General features: G+C 42.6%; 12 protein-coding genes. 9 read left to right on the top strand and 3 right to left on the bottom strand.

The window, feature by feature from the left end; all coding sequences use genetic code 11:
- Positions 1 to 166 precede the first annotated feature (166 nt).
- The 8 genes from SYJ56_RS00870 (at position 167) to SYJ56_RS00835 (ending at position 10,140) form a co-directional block, all read left to right on the top strand.
- Entirely contained in the window at positions 167 to 3,241 is a 3,075-nt protein-coding gene (locus SYJ56_RS00870) for a PVC-type heme-binding CxxCH protein (RefSeq protein ID WP_416377777.1), read from the top strand.
- Positions 3,242 to 3,248: 7 nt separating this feature from the next.
- Positions 3,249 to 3,803: a plastocyanin/azurin family copper-binding protein gene (locus SYJ56_RS00865; RefSeq protein WP_323831534.1), complete on the top strand. Its 555-nt coding sequence runs from the start codon at positions 3,249 to 3,251 to the stop codon at positions 3,801 to 3,803.
- A 50-nt stretch (positions 3,804 to 3,853) separates the two neighbouring features.
- The gene (locus SYJ56_RS00860) at positions 3,854 to 4,612 is read left to right on the top strand and encodes a ThuA domain-containing protein (RefSeq protein WP_323831532.1); all 759 of its coding nucleotides are present in this window, start codon (positions 3,854 to 3,856) and stop codon (positions 4,610 to 4,612) included.
- A 151-nt stretch (positions 4,613 to 4,763) separates the two neighbouring features.
- Positions 4,764 to 5,879 (top strand): Gfo/Idh/MocA family protein, encoded by a 1,116-nt coding sequence (locus SYJ56_RS00855; RefSeq protein ID WP_323831530.1) that lies wholly within the window; start codon positions 4,764 to 4,766, stop codon positions 5,877 to 5,879.
- 6 nt (positions 5,880 to 5,885) lie between these two features.
- Positions 5,886 to 6,737, top strand: coding sequence for a sugar phosphate isomerase/epimerase family protein (locus SYJ56_RS00850; protein WP_323831528.1), 852 nt, complete (start codon positions 5,886 to 5,888; stop codon positions 6,735 to 6,737).
- Between the two features lie 43 nt (positions 6,738 to 6,780).
- Positions 6,781 to 7,740, top strand: a complete 960-nt coding sequence (locus tag SYJ56_RS00845) for a glycoside hydrolase family 43 protein (protein ID WP_323831526.1) — start codon at positions 6,781 to 6,783, stop codon at positions 7,738 to 7,740.
- A gap of 119 nt (positions 7,741 to 7,859) precedes the next feature.
- On the top strand, positions 7,860 to 9,077 hold the full coding sequence (locus SYJ56_RS00840) for a Tm-1-like ATP-binding domain-containing protein (RefSeq protein ID WP_323831525.1): 1,218 nt from the start codon (positions 7,860 to 7,862) through the stop codon (positions 9,075 to 9,077).
- Positions 9,078 to 9,279: 202 nt separating this feature from the next.
- The gene (locus SYJ56_RS00835; RefSeq protein ID WP_323831524.1) at positions 9,280 to 10,140 is read left to right on the top strand and encodes a phosphoenolpyruvate hydrolase family protein; all 861 of its coding nucleotides are present in this window, start codon (positions 9,280 to 9,282) and stop codon (positions 10,138 to 10,140) included.
- 170 nt (positions 10,141 to 10,310) lie between these two features.
- Here the strand turns inward: SYJ56_RS00835 and radA are convergent, their stop codons facing one another.
- Both radA and polA read right to left on the bottom strand, forming a co-directional pair.
- Positions 10,311 to 11,684 carry a DNA repair protein RadA gene (gene radA / locus SYJ56_RS00830; RefSeq protein WP_323831522.1) on the bottom strand — a complete coding sequence of 458 codons (1,374 nt, stop codon included), beginning with the start codon at positions 11,682 to 11,684 and terminating at the stop codon, positions 10,311 to 10,313.
- Positions 11,685 to 11,911: 227 nt separating this feature from the next.
- The gene (gene polA / locus SYJ56_RS00825; protein ID WP_323831521.1) at positions 11,912 to 14,740 is read right to left on the bottom strand and encodes a DNA polymerase I; all 2,829 of its coding nucleotides are present in this window, start codon (positions 14,738 to 14,740) and stop codon (positions 11,912 to 11,914) included.
- Positions 14,741 to 14,901: 161 nt separating this feature from the next.
- Here polA and SYJ56_RS00820 point away from each other — a divergent pair, with 161 nt between their 5' ends.
- The gene (locus SYJ56_RS00820) at positions 14,902 to 15,216 is read left to right on the top strand and encodes a hypothetical protein (RefSeq protein ID WP_323831520.1); all 315 of its coding nucleotides are present in this window, start codon (positions 14,902 to 14,904) and stop codon (positions 15,214 to 15,216) included.
- Between the two features lie 98 nt (positions 15,217 to 15,314).
- On the opposite strand, the gene SYJ56_RS00815 is transcribed toward SYJ56_RS00820, so the two are convergent.
- The gene (locus tag SYJ56_RS00815) at positions 15,315 to 15,752 is read right to left on the bottom strand and encodes a hypothetical protein (RefSeq protein WP_323831519.1); all 438 of its coding nucleotides are present in this window, start codon (positions 15,750 to 15,752) and stop codon (positions 15,315 to 15,317) included.
- Between the last annotated feature and the right edge of the window lie 29 nt (positions 15,753 to 15,781).

The raw sequence follows: 15,781 nt of genomic DNA, 5'->3' as shown, positions 1-15,781 counted from the left end.
TTTGCTATTTTTTGAAGATTTGGGACTAATTGAAAAGTATGTCAATAGCTAGTTTTACAACCTAACTTGAATCAAAGTTTGTATTTTGATTCGACGTATTACTGATAAACCCTGATAAACCGAATTAATCATGCGATTAAATAAAAACATCAATGTTCTCTTCTTGCTGATTGCGACTATTTTTCTTAGTCACAATTCCCTCTCCCTAGCTTCCGATTTTGCGGGCTTGCAAGAGCCGAGACGGGCAGAGGTACTTTTCTTTGGACATGCCAGCGAGCATCATAATTCCCGATTGTATGCACCATGGCTCGCCACAGCCCTCTTCGAAAGTGGTATCAACATTACTTATACAGAGACAGTGGAAGATCTGAATAAGGATAATCTAGCTAAATATGACGGCTTGGTGATCTATGCCAATCACGATGTTCTTTCCAAAGAGCAGGAAGCAGCTTTGAAAAGCTTTGTGGAAAGTGGTAAAGGGCTCATTCCTTTACATTCTGCTACAGGTTGCTTCAAAAATTCCGATTGGTATATTGAGACTATCGGAGGGCAGTTTGCCTCCCATGGAGAGGGGGAGTTCACTGCTGAGATCGTTGCGCCAGATCATGAAATCATGCAAGGCCTGAAAGCATTCACCACTTGGGACGAAACCTACGTGCATCAGCGGGTTAATCATGATATGACGGTACTCACAGAGCGAGTAGATGGTGAGCATAAAGAGCCATACACTTGGGTGAGAAATGTGGGCAAAGGCCGTGTATTCTATACCGCCTATGGTCACGACGAGAGAACATGGAAAAATGCGGGTTTCTTGGCTTTAGTGAAAAATGGTATTTTCTGGGCAATGGGAGATGATATCAAAGCCAATGTCACTGCGTTGAATATTCCTGATGTATCGATCTATGAGGAGACAATCTCTGATTTCACCAAAAGATATGAAGTGCCAAAGATGCAAGAAGCTTTGACCCCCGAGGAGTCCAAAAAACTGATTCAGAAACCTGTTGATTTTTCCATAGAACTTTTTGCTTCAGAACCGGACATTCAGAATCCTATCGCCATGGCATGGGATGAGAGAGGGAGATTGTGGATCGTGGAGTCAGTGGATTATCCGAATACGTTTAAAGAGACTGACGGCCAAGCCAATGACCGCATCAAAATCTGTGAAGATACCGACGGTGATGGTAAAGCTGATAAATTCACTGTTTTCGCAGACGGATTGAATATTCCTACCAGCATGGTATTCGCAAATGGAGGAATTATCGTATCCATGGCTCCAGATTTTGTCTTTATGAAGGATACTGATGGCGACGATGTGGCAGATGTTAAAGAAGTCATCATAACCGGCTGGGGCAAAAATGATACTCACGCAGGGCCTTCAAACCTTCAATATGGTTTTGATAATAAAATCTGGGGAGTGACCGGTTATTCCGGATTTAACGGAACCATCAATGGCGAGCAAATGAGTTTTCCGCAGGGGATATACCGATTTGATCCTGACGGAAAAGACTTCGAATACTTAGCCAGTTCCAGCAATAATACCTGGGGTTTGGGATTCTCCGAAGATAATAATGTCTTCATGTCCACTGCAAATAATACTCATGCAGGATATTATTCCATTCCTGCTAAATATTTGCAACGTGCTTTCCCCAAAGCAGCAGAAGGTGAAGTCTCTCCAGAATTTGAGATTCAGCCAATCCAGAAAATTGACGGACACTACGATGCGCATGCGATGACTCCAAACCTAAGACAGGTGGATGTAGTAGGTGGATTTACTTCAGCCGCCGGTTTTAAATTATACACTGCAAGAGATTTTCCGAAGGAATATTGGAACAGAATTGCCTTTGTGAGTGAGCCCACTATTCGTCTGACGCATAATGCGGTCATCGAACCGAATGGAGCTGGATTTACAGAGAAAGACGGTTGGAATTTGCTCGCAAGTTCGGACGAGTGGTTCGGGCCTGTTCAGGCAGAAGTTGGGCCTGATGGCGCCGTATGGGTAGCGGATTGGTACAATTTCATTATTCAGCACAACGTCTTTGTGGAGCGTCAGGCACCTTCGAGAATGGTTTTGCCATTTGAAGATCAGCCTCATGGGCAGGGTAATGCTTTTCAAAGTAAACTTCGAGATACGAATCATGGAAGAATCTACCGTGTCGTTTACAAAGACGGAAGCAACGACAAACCCATGAAACTGTCAAAGGATGATTCGAAAGGATTGATCGCTGCTTTGAAAAATGACAATATGTTTTGGAGAATGACCGCTCAGCGATTGCTGGTTGAATCTGGAAATCAGAAAGTATTTACCTATCTCTATAAAATCATCAATGATAAATCGGTAGACGAAATCGGGCTGAATAGTCCTGCTGTGCATGCCTTATGGACACTGCATGGCTTGGGAGCTTTCGTAGGAAATAATACGGAAGCTATCAATGTAGCAACTGAGGCTTTGTCTCAACCTGCTGCAGGCGTAAGAAAAGCAGCTATAGCCGTTTTGCCAAATGATGAAGCAACAACCCAAGCGATCAAGTCTGCTGGACTTACGCAGGACAAAGATCTGAATGTTAGAATGCATGCCATCCTAAAACTAGCCGAAGTGCCTGGAAATGGTGAAGCTGGCGAAATGCTCTATCAGGCAAGTTTGCAAGAGCAAAATGCAAAAGATGACTGGTTGCAGAAGGCGATTTTTGCGGCAGCTGCCGAGCAAGGAGAATTCTTTACCGATGCTATTGGTACGGACAAAACTGATTTGACCAATAGACTAGTGACCGCTGTTGCCAATGAAAAATATGAACTGGGAAGAAGGAGCACGCTTCAGTATTCTCCAGATGTCAAAGACAAAGCTATTTCCATATCCACAGAGATATCCCAAAGAGGAGATGAAGAACCATTTGGTGTGATCACGGCACATGGAGATTCCAACAACGGCTATACTTTCTATTTAGAAGAAGACAAACTGCACTGGGTAGTAAAGCAAAATGGAAAAACTTTCGAAGCCGTAAGTAGCGAAGCACTACCAGAAAATTATGAAGTGCAGGTTTCTCTTGCTCAAGACGGAAAAATGGAAATCCTGATTGATGGCAAATCTGTAGCAACTGCGAAAGCAACTGGTGCATTCACAGGTAAACTTGCGCCAAGTGTAAGATCTGGCCGTGATTTTGGCGGAGATAAAAATGTAGGTTCTTACAAAGACGAATTTAGCTTTGAAGGCAACCTGAGAAACGTAGTAATAGAGTTAAAATAAGCATACCATGATCAAAGTAACTTTATTTCCATTAGCAGCAATGCTAATTCTGGGAAGCCGGTTTGATACTCCCAAAGAGGCAATAGCTCCTAAAGCTATTGCTCTTTGCGAAGCACAACCAAGGAATGAAAACCTAAACCAACAAGGAAACAACATCCGAATAGAGCGGAATGAGGACGAACGGGTAACGACAATTTTGATTGAGATTGTACCGGAAATGATGAAGTTTGATTTGGATTCATTCAAAGTGAAAGCCGGGGACAAAATCATCTTAGAGATCGACAATCTTGATGGCATGCAGCACAACCTGTTGATTGCAAAGCCAGGAACTCTGGACAAAGTTGGTGCGGCCGCTGATGCGATGCTACGTGATCCCAAGGCTTCAGAAAAATTCTATATCCCAGAAATCCCTGAGGTTCTTTTTTCTACAAAGATGATCGGGCCTCAGGAATTGTACACCTTGACTTTCACGGCTCCCACCGAGCCTGGCAATTATCCATTTGTCTGCACTTTCCCAGGTCACTGGCGAATGATGAATGGTATTATGAAAGTGGAGAGTTGAACTGATATTGAGATGTAAATTAGTTTTAATAATACTCAAACCTTTTAATTATGAAAACAACCCAAAAAATTAACCTTAAAAGACTTTTACATTTCTGTTTTAGTCTATTGCTGACTTTAGGAATGACATACAATCTGGTAGCAGAAACTAATGAAAAACCAAGTCCGAAAAAAAAGCCGATCAAAGTCTTATTGGTGGGTGGTGACGCTTCACATGATTTTGATAAATGGTACAAAGAAGTGGATGCGGCTACTCTGGAAAAACAAGGATTGGCTGAAGTTATTTATACCGATGACACAGATATTATCAATGATTATCTACCTGATATTGATGTACTTTTTCTCGCCAATAATAAAGCAATCCCTGATCCTGCTACTAGGGAGGCAATCTTTGCTTTCGCAAATTCCGGAAAAGGGATTATAATCGCTCATGCGGGAATGTGGTATAGCTGGAATGACTGGCCAGAGTATAATAGGGATCTTGTAAGCGGGGGCTCCAGGGGACATGACCGCTATGGAGAGTTCGATGTAAATCTGACCAATGTCAAGCACGCCGTAACCAAGGGAGTTCCTTCTCATTTCTCTCTGAAGGATGAATTGTACTATCAGAAAATAGATTCTGAAGGCCCAGGAATTGAAGTTCTTGCACAAGCCAGTACGGAGGGAAAAGAGCCTTTCCCATCTGTTTTCATCGTGAAGCATCCAAAAGCCAAAATCGTGGGCATCGCACTGGGTCATGATGCAGCTTCCCACGAGTTGGAAGCATACCAAACCCTTATCCGCAATGCTGTAAAGTGGGCAGCTAAATAGACTTCTCAACAGATATGAAACCCCGGTCTGTGCCTGTGCGCCGTGGAGTATCTCCACAGACCGGAATCACCAAAATCGAGTAGAAAAAGAACTCTCAACGGATTTAAACGATCTTTTTCAACAGTAAAATCAAAACCTAAAGCATACACAAATGAGTCAAAAACAAATCACCGTAGTTATAGTCGGACTGGGTTTCGGCAAGGAGTTTATTCCAATCTATCAAGCACATCCAAACATCAAGGCAGTTGGTATCTGTACCAGAAATCCGAAGACTATCGATGAGTTGGCCAGCAAATTCAACTTGGACAGGAATCTTTGCTTTACCAATTGGGAAGATGTGCCAAAGCGTGATGATGTAGATGCTATTCATATTGTAACGCCTGTACCAGATCATGCAAGAATGACTTTGGCTTCGCTTAATGCGAATAAGCATACGGCTTGCACTATTCCTATGGCGATGACGAAGGAAGATTGCGCAGCAATTGTAGATGCGAAGAGGAAATCGGGAAAAGTCTACATGATGATGGAAACGGCTCTTTATACCCGTGAATTTTTGTATGGTTTGAATTTGGCAGAGACAGGACAACTGGGCAGAATCCAGATGGTGAGAGGATCTCACATTCAGGACATGAGCATGCCAGGCTGGGATGAGTATTGGAAAGGTTTCCCGCCAATGTTGAACGGGACACACGCGATTTCTCCACTTTTAAGAATCAATAATACTAAAGCTGAAACGGTGGTTTGTCACGGATCCGGTAGATTGAGTGAAGATTTGGCTAGCCGATACGGCTCACCATTTGCAATGGAAACAGCCACTTTTACACTGAAAAACTCAGATGTAATTGCAGAAGCAACACGTTCACTTTTTGATGTGGTGCGCCAGTATCGTGAGTCTTATGACGTGTATGGTACCAAAATGTCCTTTGAGTGGGAGCAATTGGAAGATGAAAGTCATGTGATTTTTGATGGTGGAGAAAATGCGCGAAGAATCGATGTGCCAGACACGGACGAATTGCTGATCGAGCCCATCAAGCATTTCACCAAAAGACAGACTATCGATGATCCTAACCATGTGTCATTTTTACAAGGTGCTGGACATGGAGGTTCACATCCACATTTGGTGCAGGAATTCGTTGCGGCCATCGTAGTAGGTCGTGATTCCGCTGTGGATGCGGCCGTCGCTGCTAACTATACCTGTGCGGGAATTTGTGCGCATGAGTCAGCCATGAAAGGCGGAGAGAGAATTCAGGTTCCAACATTTGATTGATCAAAAATGAAATTTGGAGTAAGTACATTTTTATGGGTATCGCCTTTCGATACCCATTCTTTTGATCTTGTACACAAGGTGAAGGAGATGGGTTTTGATATCATCGAAGTGCCAGTGGAGGATAAAGATCTGGTGGATTGGGACGCTTTGAAAAAGCTCACTGACGAATTGGGATTGAAAGTCAGTATCAGCGGTGCATTTGGAGCAGATCGTGATATCTCCAGTGAGGATCCAGCTATCCGTGCAAATGGGTTGCAATACATTGAGGATTCCATTAAAATCGCTGCCAAAATGGGAAGTCCATTATTTGGAGGGCCGTTGTATTCCGCTGTAGGAAAACTTCGCTCAGTTTCTGCTGATCAAAAGAAACAGGAATTTGACTGGTGTGTGGATAACCTGAAAAAAGCCTGCAAAACAGCAGAGGAACATGGGATTATCTTAGGATTGGAGCCACTCAACCGCTTTGAAAGTGATATGGTCAATACCGTGGATCAGGCGTTGGAGATTATAAAAGCCGTTGATTCTCCATTTCTAAAAATCCAGCTAGACACTTTTCACAATAATATTGAGGAGAAAAATATTGCTGCGTCGATTCGAAAAGTCGGCAAGGATTTGCTTTGCCATGTACAGGGAAATGAAAGTGATCGGGGCACTCCGGGAACTGGAAATCTTGCTTGGGACGAGATCAAGGAAGCCTTGGAGGAAATCGGCTACAAAGGGGCGATAGTAATCGAGACCTTCGGTGCCGTATCCAAGGAAATGGCAAAAGCCACCTGCATTTGGAGACCTTTGGCAAATAGCGCTGACGAATTAGCAAGCAATGGATTGGCTTTTTATAAGAAACAGTTCGGTAATTAACGAAACAAGTTAAGCTTATAAATACATCATTATCTACTAAAAGATGAACTTAACCCACATCCTTATCACAACATTTTGGCTTAGCCTAAGCTTCTTTTCAGCTCCTGAAAAAGAACCAATCCTCCTTGCCGATCCAACGATTTTCTTTCATGATAATATCTACTATTTGTATGGCACAAATGGAAAAGACAGCAATCAAGGCTTTGAGGTTTATATTTCCAAGAATCTAAAATCCTGGAAAAAGTCAGATAAAAATGATGGTTATGCGCTCAAAAAGGGGGAATCCTATGGTGACAAAGGTTTCTGGGCACCACAGGTTTTTGAGTTTGAAGGCAAATTCTACATGGCTTACACTGCCAATGAACATATTGCTATCGCAACTTCCGATAGTCCATTGGGACCATTTACCCAGACCGAAATCAAAGATTTGGAGGCTCCAGTCAAGCAGATTGACCCCTACGTTTTTATAGATCCGGATGGGAAAAAGTACTTGTATCATGTTCGACTCACAGAAGGAAATAGATTGTTTGTAGCGGAACTGAAAGATGATTTCTTAGGCATTAAAGAAGAGACCTTGACCTATTGTTTCCATGCAGAAGAAACTTGGGAAAACACTCAGAATGTGGACTGGACGGTGTCTGAAGGACCTGCTATTATCAAACACGAAGGGTTGTATTACTTTATCTATTCAGCCAATGATTTCCGAAATCCTGACTATGCTGTGGGATACGCTGTGAGTGAAAGCCCGATGGGTCCATGGACTAAAAGCCCTACTAACCCGATTTTCGACAAAGCTGATGCGGGAATCAACGGTTCCGGTCACGGGGATTTCTTTGTGGATGCCAAAGGGAAATTGCGTTATGTACTTCATACACACAACTCTGACGAGGAGGTCGAACCGAGAAAAACTGCGCTGATCGAACTGGAATTTAAATCAAACGGAAATGAAGCCGATGTTTTGGAAGTGAAGAAAGGGAGCTTTAAATTTCTTGAGTTGAACTAAGTTTGGACCATGACCTGTGTCCCCATTGACCATTTATATACGAGCTGCCGTGGTCTGTGTCTCCACAGACCACTAATGTTTCGGTCTGTGAGGACACAGACCGAGGAACTATTTAAAATATGACCCAAAAACCACAAATCCTAATGCTTGGCTGTTTCGACACGAAAGGCGAAATTTTCGCTTTCCTGCGAGACTGTCTTCTGGCGCAAGGAGCTGAAGTATTGGCGGTGAATGTGGGAGTTTTGGGCACAACAGAGCTTTTCCCTGTAACTATTGAATCAGAGGAAATCTGTGAAGCAGCCGGTGAAAACTTGGCTTCGCTCCGAGGGAAAAATGACCGTGGCTATGCGATGGAAATTATGGGTCTCGGTGCAGCAAAAGTTTTAGCCAAATTACATGAGCAAAAGAATGTTGATGCGGTAATCGGGATGGGCGGAGGCAGCGGAACTTACGTAACCCTAAAATCCATGCAATTTTTGCCTTTAGGCTTACCTAAAATCTGCATCTCTACACTGGCAAGTAAAGATCTCTCTGACCTGATCGGAGTTAAGGATATTCTATTGATGCCATCAGTCGTAGATGTAGCCGCACTGAATAGCATTATCAAACCCATTATTCAGCAAGCCGCCGCTGCGCTGGTTGCCATGAGCAGCGTTCAAATTCCACCAGGAACATCCAATAGGAAGCGGATTGCAATCAGTATGTTTGGAAATACCAGTACCTGCGTGGATTATTGTACACAACTGCTAGAGGCGAAAGGTTTTGAAGTAATGACGTTCCATGCAAATGGGGTAGGTGGCAAAGCGATGGAAAGTTTGACATTGGAAGGATGTTTTGTGGGTATTTTGGATATTACAACGACCGAATTGGCAGATGAACTTTGCGTTGGAATTTGCAGTGCAGGGCCGAATAGATTGGAAGCTGCCGCAAAGATGAGAATACCCCAAGTCGTTGTTCCCGGCTGCATGGATATGGTAAACTTTGGAACCAAAGATTCTGTGCCGGAGAGATATAAAAATCGGCAATTGTATAGTTGGGTTCCTACCGTGACCTTGATGAGAACAAATAAGCAAGAAAATGAAGAGCTGGGAAGAATTTTGGTAAGTAAGCTAAATCAGTCTGATGGACTCACCGTTGTTCTTTTCCCTGAAAAAGGCCTTTCGCAAATTGATTCAGAAGGAAATGTATTTTATAATCATGAATCAAACGAGGCACTTTCAAAATCCATTCAGGAAAACTTGAAATCGGAAATTCCTTTTATCAACTTGCCTTTACATATCAACGATCAGGCTTTTGCCAAGGTAGCCGTAGAGAAATTGCTAGAGATGATCGGTTGACGTTTTAATTTCGGTCTGTAGAGATACAGACCGAGGCTTTGGTTTTGATAAAATATGGGATCAAGCCAAAAACCAATAAGAAAAAGTTCAGCTTCTGGAGAAGCGGGACAACTTGAAAATAAATTTTGAAAAACTGTGCTCTCCGCGGTATTCTTTGCGATCTCCGCGGTTAAATAAGCAAATTCATTTAATAGTAGAAATTATGCCAAATCCATGGACTGGGAAGGGAAATCCATACACAAGACAAGAAGTAAGAGATCGACTTAAAAATACATTAACCCAAAAGAAAGCGATCATTGCTGCGGGTGCTGGGACAGGCATCTCTGCTAAATTCATAGAAAAAGGAGGAGCTGATCTATTGATCATTTACAACTCAGGAAGATTCAGAATGTCTGGACATGGCTCTACAGCGGGACTAATGGCGTATGGTGATGCCAATGCGGTAGCGATGGAAATCGGAGAGTTCGAAGTGCTCCCTGTGGTGGAGGAAATACCTGTTATCTGCGGAGTACACGGTTCTGATCCGCGCAGACGGATATGGCATCATTTGCTGAAAGTGAAGGAAATGGGATTCTCCGGAATCAACAATTTCCCGACACATTCCATAGTTGATGGGCATTTCAGACAGGTTTTGGAAGAGACAGGGATGGGCTTTGACAAAGAAGTGGAAATGGTGAGAATCGCTGATAAAATGGATTTATTCTCCATTGTCTATGTGGCAACACCCGAAGAAGCTAGACAAATGGCTGAGGCAGGAGCGGATGCAATTATCTCACATGTAGGAACGACAGTGGGTGGATCTATCGGTGTCACTGGAGCCAGTTGTAGCATGGATGAAGCCATTGATCGTACAAATGAAATCGTAGCTGCAGCCAAAGCGGTAAATCCTGATTTATTCTTTCTAGCGCATGGCGGTCCAATTAACACTCCGGAAGACGTTCGGATAATTTTGGAAAAGGCAAATGTGCATGGATTCGTTGGTGCTTCTTCGCTCGAAAGAATGGGTGTGGAAGAGTCTTTGACGAATTTGACTCGGGAGTTTAAGAAGCTGACGATAAAGTAGGAATTGCTCACCATGGTCTGTGCCCGCACAGACCATTTAGATAAGTCGTTCAAGTCTTCAGACTTGGACTTACAGAAATGCAGTCTTCAGACTGCAATTTAGGCAGCACAAGTCATGAGACTTGCGCTAGATGTGCTATAGTTTACCACTTGATTCACTAAAAAGCTCCTCTAAAAAATCTTCTGATAAACCTCCTCCAACTTACTAACTGGCATCACTTCGATTTTATACTTATCAAGGTCTAGTCCTTTTACAGCGTATTTGGATACGATTATTTTTTTGAAGCCTAATTTCTCAGCTTCAGCAATGCGGTTTTCAATCCGATGTACAGCACGTATTTCTCCGCCCAAGCCAACCTCCGCCGCAAAGCAAATCTGTTCTGAAACAGGAGTATCTTCATAGCTGGAAATCAAAGAAGCACAAACTGCAAGATCCAGTGCTGGATCATCCACCCGTAGTCCACCTGCCACATTTAAAAATACATCTTGCTGACCAAGTCTCATTCCACCTCGCTTTTCCAAGACTGCCAAAAGCATATTCAATCGCTTGGCATCGTGTCCTGTGCTGCTTCGCTGTGGTGTACCGTAGGTTGCCGGACTTACTAGGGATTGGATTTCGATTAGAAGTGGTCGATTTCCTTCCATCATCGCTCCGATAGCAACTCCGTTAAGTACTTCTTCTCTTTGAGTTAATAAAATTTCTGATGGATTTGCGACTGGACGAAGACCTTCCACCCGCATCTCATAGATTCCAAGTTCGTGAGTGGATCCAAAGCGGTTTTTGGAAGTTCTTAGGATTCTATAACTCATATGCCTGTCACCTTCAAACTGTAAAACTGTATCCACCATATGCTCTAATACTTTTGGTCCGGCTATGGATCCGTCTTTGGTGATATGTCCTATCAAGAAAACCGGTGTTCCGGTTTCTTTGGCAAATTTCATAAGTTCGGCGGTGCACTCCCGCACCTGCGAAACAGATCCTGCGGCAGATTCTACATATTGGGAAGTCAGTGTCTGGATGGAATCTATGATCAGTAGATCAGGCTTCAGCGCTTCAATCTGCTGAAAAATCTGCTGAGTGTTTGTCTCAGATAGTACATAGCAATCAGGATTCTTTGCTGTCATCCGGTCAGCGCGCATTTTTATTTGAGCTTCACTTTCCTCTCCAGAGACATAAAGAATTTTCTTTCCTGTTAAAATTAAAGCAATCTGAAGCATCAGGGTGGACTTGCCTATTCCAGGTTCTCCACCGATCAGTACAAGTGAGCCTGGGACGATCCCACCTCCCAAAACTCTATCGAGTTCATTATCTCCCGTTACATATCTTGGTGACTCCTCGTAATTGACTTCTTGGATTTTCTTAGGAACACTCGCTTTTTTATTGCCAGAAGTTGGTGTCTTCCACGTTCCCTTGCCGGATTCTTCCTTCTGAACTACCTCTTCCACATAAGTATTCCATTCCCCGCAGGCAGAGCACTTTCCCAGCCATTTTGGACTTTGTGCACCGCAGTTTTGACAGAAGAACGTGGTTTTTATTTTGGCCATTTTTGGATTTACGAATTATGAAGTACGATTTACGAGATTCAGAGAACCTTCAACCCTGGTATTTATTTGAATGATTTGTTAATAATGAGTATGGAATCCCTAAGCACTAGAAACAATCATCCTACCACTAAAACCCATTTTCTTGATTCTAGGATCTTGATTCTAGTCCCTCTAAGAATAATTAATGTCTAAGGTCTAGATACTTATGTCTAACATCTTGATACTAACTAGTGGGCTTGCAACCAATCTGTACCAATTCCAACTTCCACTTCTACCGGAACAGCCATTTTGATGGCATTTGACATCAAGTCGGGAACATTAGCTTTTAGAATTTCCACTTCATCTATGTGCGCATCAAAAACCAATTCATCATGAACCTGAAGGATCATTTTGGACTTAAGATTTTCTTTTTTCATCCACTTATGCACATTAATCATCGCTACTTTGATCAGATCGGCAGCAGAACCTTGAATCGGTGCGTTGATTGCATTTCGCTCAGCGAAGCCACGCATGGTAGCATTCCGACTATTGATATCCCGGAGATATCTACGGCGACCTAGGATAGTTTCGACGTATTCATGGGTTTTAGCTTTTTCTATGGCTCCATCCATGTACTCTTTTACAGCCGGGAATTCCTTGAAATATGAATCGATTATCTCCTTGGCTTCTCCCCGTGGAATGGATAAACGCTGAGAAAGCCCAAATGCGGAAATACCATAAATAATCCCAAAATTGGCTGTTTTGGCTTTTCTACGCATATCTGAAGTCACTTCTTCCAGTGGAACCTGAAAAATCTTGGCTGCTGTAGTAGCGTGAATATCGCGACCTGTCCGGAAAGCTTCTATCATGGATTCATCGCCAGAGAATGAGGCCATAATCCGAAGCTCAATCTGCGAGTAATCCGCGGCCAGCAAAATATGATCTTCATCTCTCGGCACAAATGCCTTTCGAATCTCTCGCCCTCGGTCGGTTCTTATTGGAATGTTTTGCAGGTTGGGATTAATAGAAGAAAGACGTCCGGTTGCTGCAACAAATTGATTGTAAGTCGTATGGACTCTTCCCGTTTTGGAATTAATCATCGTCGGCAAAGCATCCACATAGGTAGATTTCAACTTCACCATCTGTCGGAAGTCCAAAATATTCTGGATGATTTCATGCTCATGGGCAAGTTTACTTAAGACTTCTTCACCGGTAGCATATTGCCCTGTTTTGGTCTTTTTGGCTTTTGGATCCAGTTGCAATTTATCAAAAAGTACTTCACCGAGTTGCTTTGGGGAAGCTAGATTGAAGCGAACTCCGGCCATTTCATAGACCTTATTTTCGATTTCCTTACTTTCTTTTTCTAGCAAAATTGACATTTCTGCCAGACTTCCCATATCAATACGAACACCTTCAAATTCCATGTCCGCGAGCACATTGATAAGCGGATTTTCTACCTCATCAAAAAGTTTAATCAAGTTATTTTCTTTCAGCAAAGGATCAAACTGAGCTTTGAGACGCAGGGTAATATCTGCATCTTCTGAAGCGTAAGCAGTGACGTCATCTTCATCCACATCCCGCATATTGCCTTGATTCTTGCCTTTTTTTCCAATTAATTCTGTAATAGAAACAGGCTCATAATTCAGGTATTGCTTGGCCAGCCAATCCATAGAATGCTTACCGTCTGCATCGATCAGGTAATGCGCAAGCATGGTGTCATAAAGTACTCCTTTGACATCGATGCCGTAATTCTTCAAGACCAGAATATCGTACTTGATGTTCTGACCGATTTTCAGAATAGCTTCATTTTCAAAGACCGGTTTGAGCAATTCCAGGATAGCCAAAGTATCATTTCTATCCTCGGGACATGGCAAATAATAAGCTTCGCCAGTGACATAGGCAAAGGAAATCCCGACGAGCTCTGCTTCCATTGGATTGACAGATGTTGTCTCGGTATCAAAGCAAAGCTCTTTCTGAATTTCTAAAAATTCGACTAATTCAAGGATTTCAGCCTTGCCTTTAATTTTATGGTAATTCTGGATATTACTATGAATGGTATCCGGTGCCTTCTGCTCAGCTACATTTACTGATTCCTCTTCGAATTCTATTTCTACTGAAACGGAAGCCGTAGGAGCGGGAGCTTCGCCAAAAAGGCCTAGTTGGTCATTTTTCTGGACTGCTGCGATCTTATCAGTGCCCTTGAATACGCGGGATGCCAATGTGCGAAATTCAAGTTCTGTAAAGATTGTACGGACTTTCTCCTCATTAATTCCCTCGTATTTTAAATCCTCTTTTATATAGGTAATCGGAACATCACACTTGATAGTTGCCAGTTCCTTTGAGAGAATTCCTTGTGTAGCAAAGTTTTCCACATTTTCTCTTTGCTTGCCCTTGAGATCAGCTGTATTTTTTACCAATTCTTCTACTGTTCCGTAGATTTTAAGGAGTTTCACGGCTGTTTTTTGTCCAATGCCGGGGATTCCTGGAATGTTATCCACTGCATCACCCATAAGCCCAAGAATATCCCGTACCTGATCTACTCGCTCGATATCCCATTTGGCACAAATTTCCTTTGGCCCCATGACATCCACGCCATTTCCCATAAAAGAAGGCTTGTACAGGAAAATATGATCATCTACCAACTGACCATAATCCTTGTCGGGAGTCATCATATAGACAGTGAAATTCTGCTTTTCAGCCTGTTTTGCCAAGGTTCCGATTATATCATCAGCCTCATATCCATCCAATTCCAAAATAGGAATATTGAAGGCCTTCACTATTTCTTTTACCCAGGGAATAGCAGTAGCGATATCTTCGGGCTGCTCCTGCCGATTAGCTTTGTATTGCTCATACTGAACATGTCGAAATGTTGGGGCATGAGTATCGAAGGCTACCCCAATGTGAGTAGGTTTTTCCTTATCGACAATTTCGAGCAACGTATTCGTGAAGCCTAGCATTACGCCGGTATTCAGTCCTTTGGAGTTTATTCTAGGGTTTTTGCTGAAGGCAAAGTGCGCTCGATAGATGAGCGCCATGGCATCAAGTAAAAAAAGCTTACAGGGCTGTTTTTGGGACATTTCAGGACAATTTTTTTGGTAAAACACCAATCGTATTATAGCCGCCTAAGTTACAAATTTTCCTCTGGTGGAAGCCTAAAATCTGGCTATATCCTGTCCCTCTGACAGAGTTTGGCGGTAAATTTGGGGATTTAGATCACCTGAACACAAACAAACAACTTATGAAAAAATTATTCGCAATTCTCGCATTGGTTTTCTCTACGCATATGCTGGTAGCCGCGCCAGCAAATGACGAAAACTCTAAAAAAGAAAAAACTGAATTGACGGAAGCTCAAAAAGAGCGATTAGCAGAGATTCAGGTTAGAGTAGATGAAATCAAAGCCATGGACTTTAGCAACATGAGCAGAGAAGAAAAAAAGGACGTGCGTATGGAGTTGAAAGATATGAAAGAGGAAGCCAAGCGAGCTGGTGGTGGAGTTTATATCTCAGTAGGGGCAATTATTATTATTCTACTGCTTTTGATTTTGCTGACCTAAGTAAAATTAACCTGAGTAACCCAAAAAGGCTGACAGTGAATTGTCAGCCTTTTTTTATATAATTCCACTTTAAGGCTAGTTCTGGATTGGCGAATAAATCATTCAGGGTTTTCGGCAAGATAGTTTTTTACTTGTATGCCTCTGAGAAAAATAACGATCAAAGGTATTAGCCATAGTATCTCATTAAAAATCAACTGAAAAGCGATTCGTTTGTTCCATCCTAAATCGGGTATGAAGCCCAAGGCAAACCAGATAGCTAGAATTATTTTTCCAGTAATGCCTGCAATAATAAGGTAAACCCAACTAACGGGATAAAATGCGCTAAAAAAAATCAGCAAGCCAACCAAAATTCCAAATCCTCCATAATAGGTCACTGGTAAGGTAGCATCGATCATATTTCCGTCAGCGAGCCAGTCTAGAATAGATCCTCCCATTAGCCTGAAAATAGCAGACCAGGCAATTGTGTACATCCCAGCTAGAAGGAGAATTCCACGAAAATACATCGGGAATACAGGAAAGGAAGGACTTTGATTCATTGGTTGATTATATTGGGTAGTTGAAATTG

The sequence above is a fragment of the Algoriphagus aurantiacus genome (assembly GCF_035156405.1).
Lineage (GTDB): Bacteria > Bacteroidota > Bacteroidia > Cytophagales > Cyclobacteriaceae > Algoriphagus > Algoriphagus aurantiacus.
The sequence above is the reverse complement of the archived record's forward strand: the minus strand, read 5'-3'. Positions and strand labels throughout refer to the sequence as shown.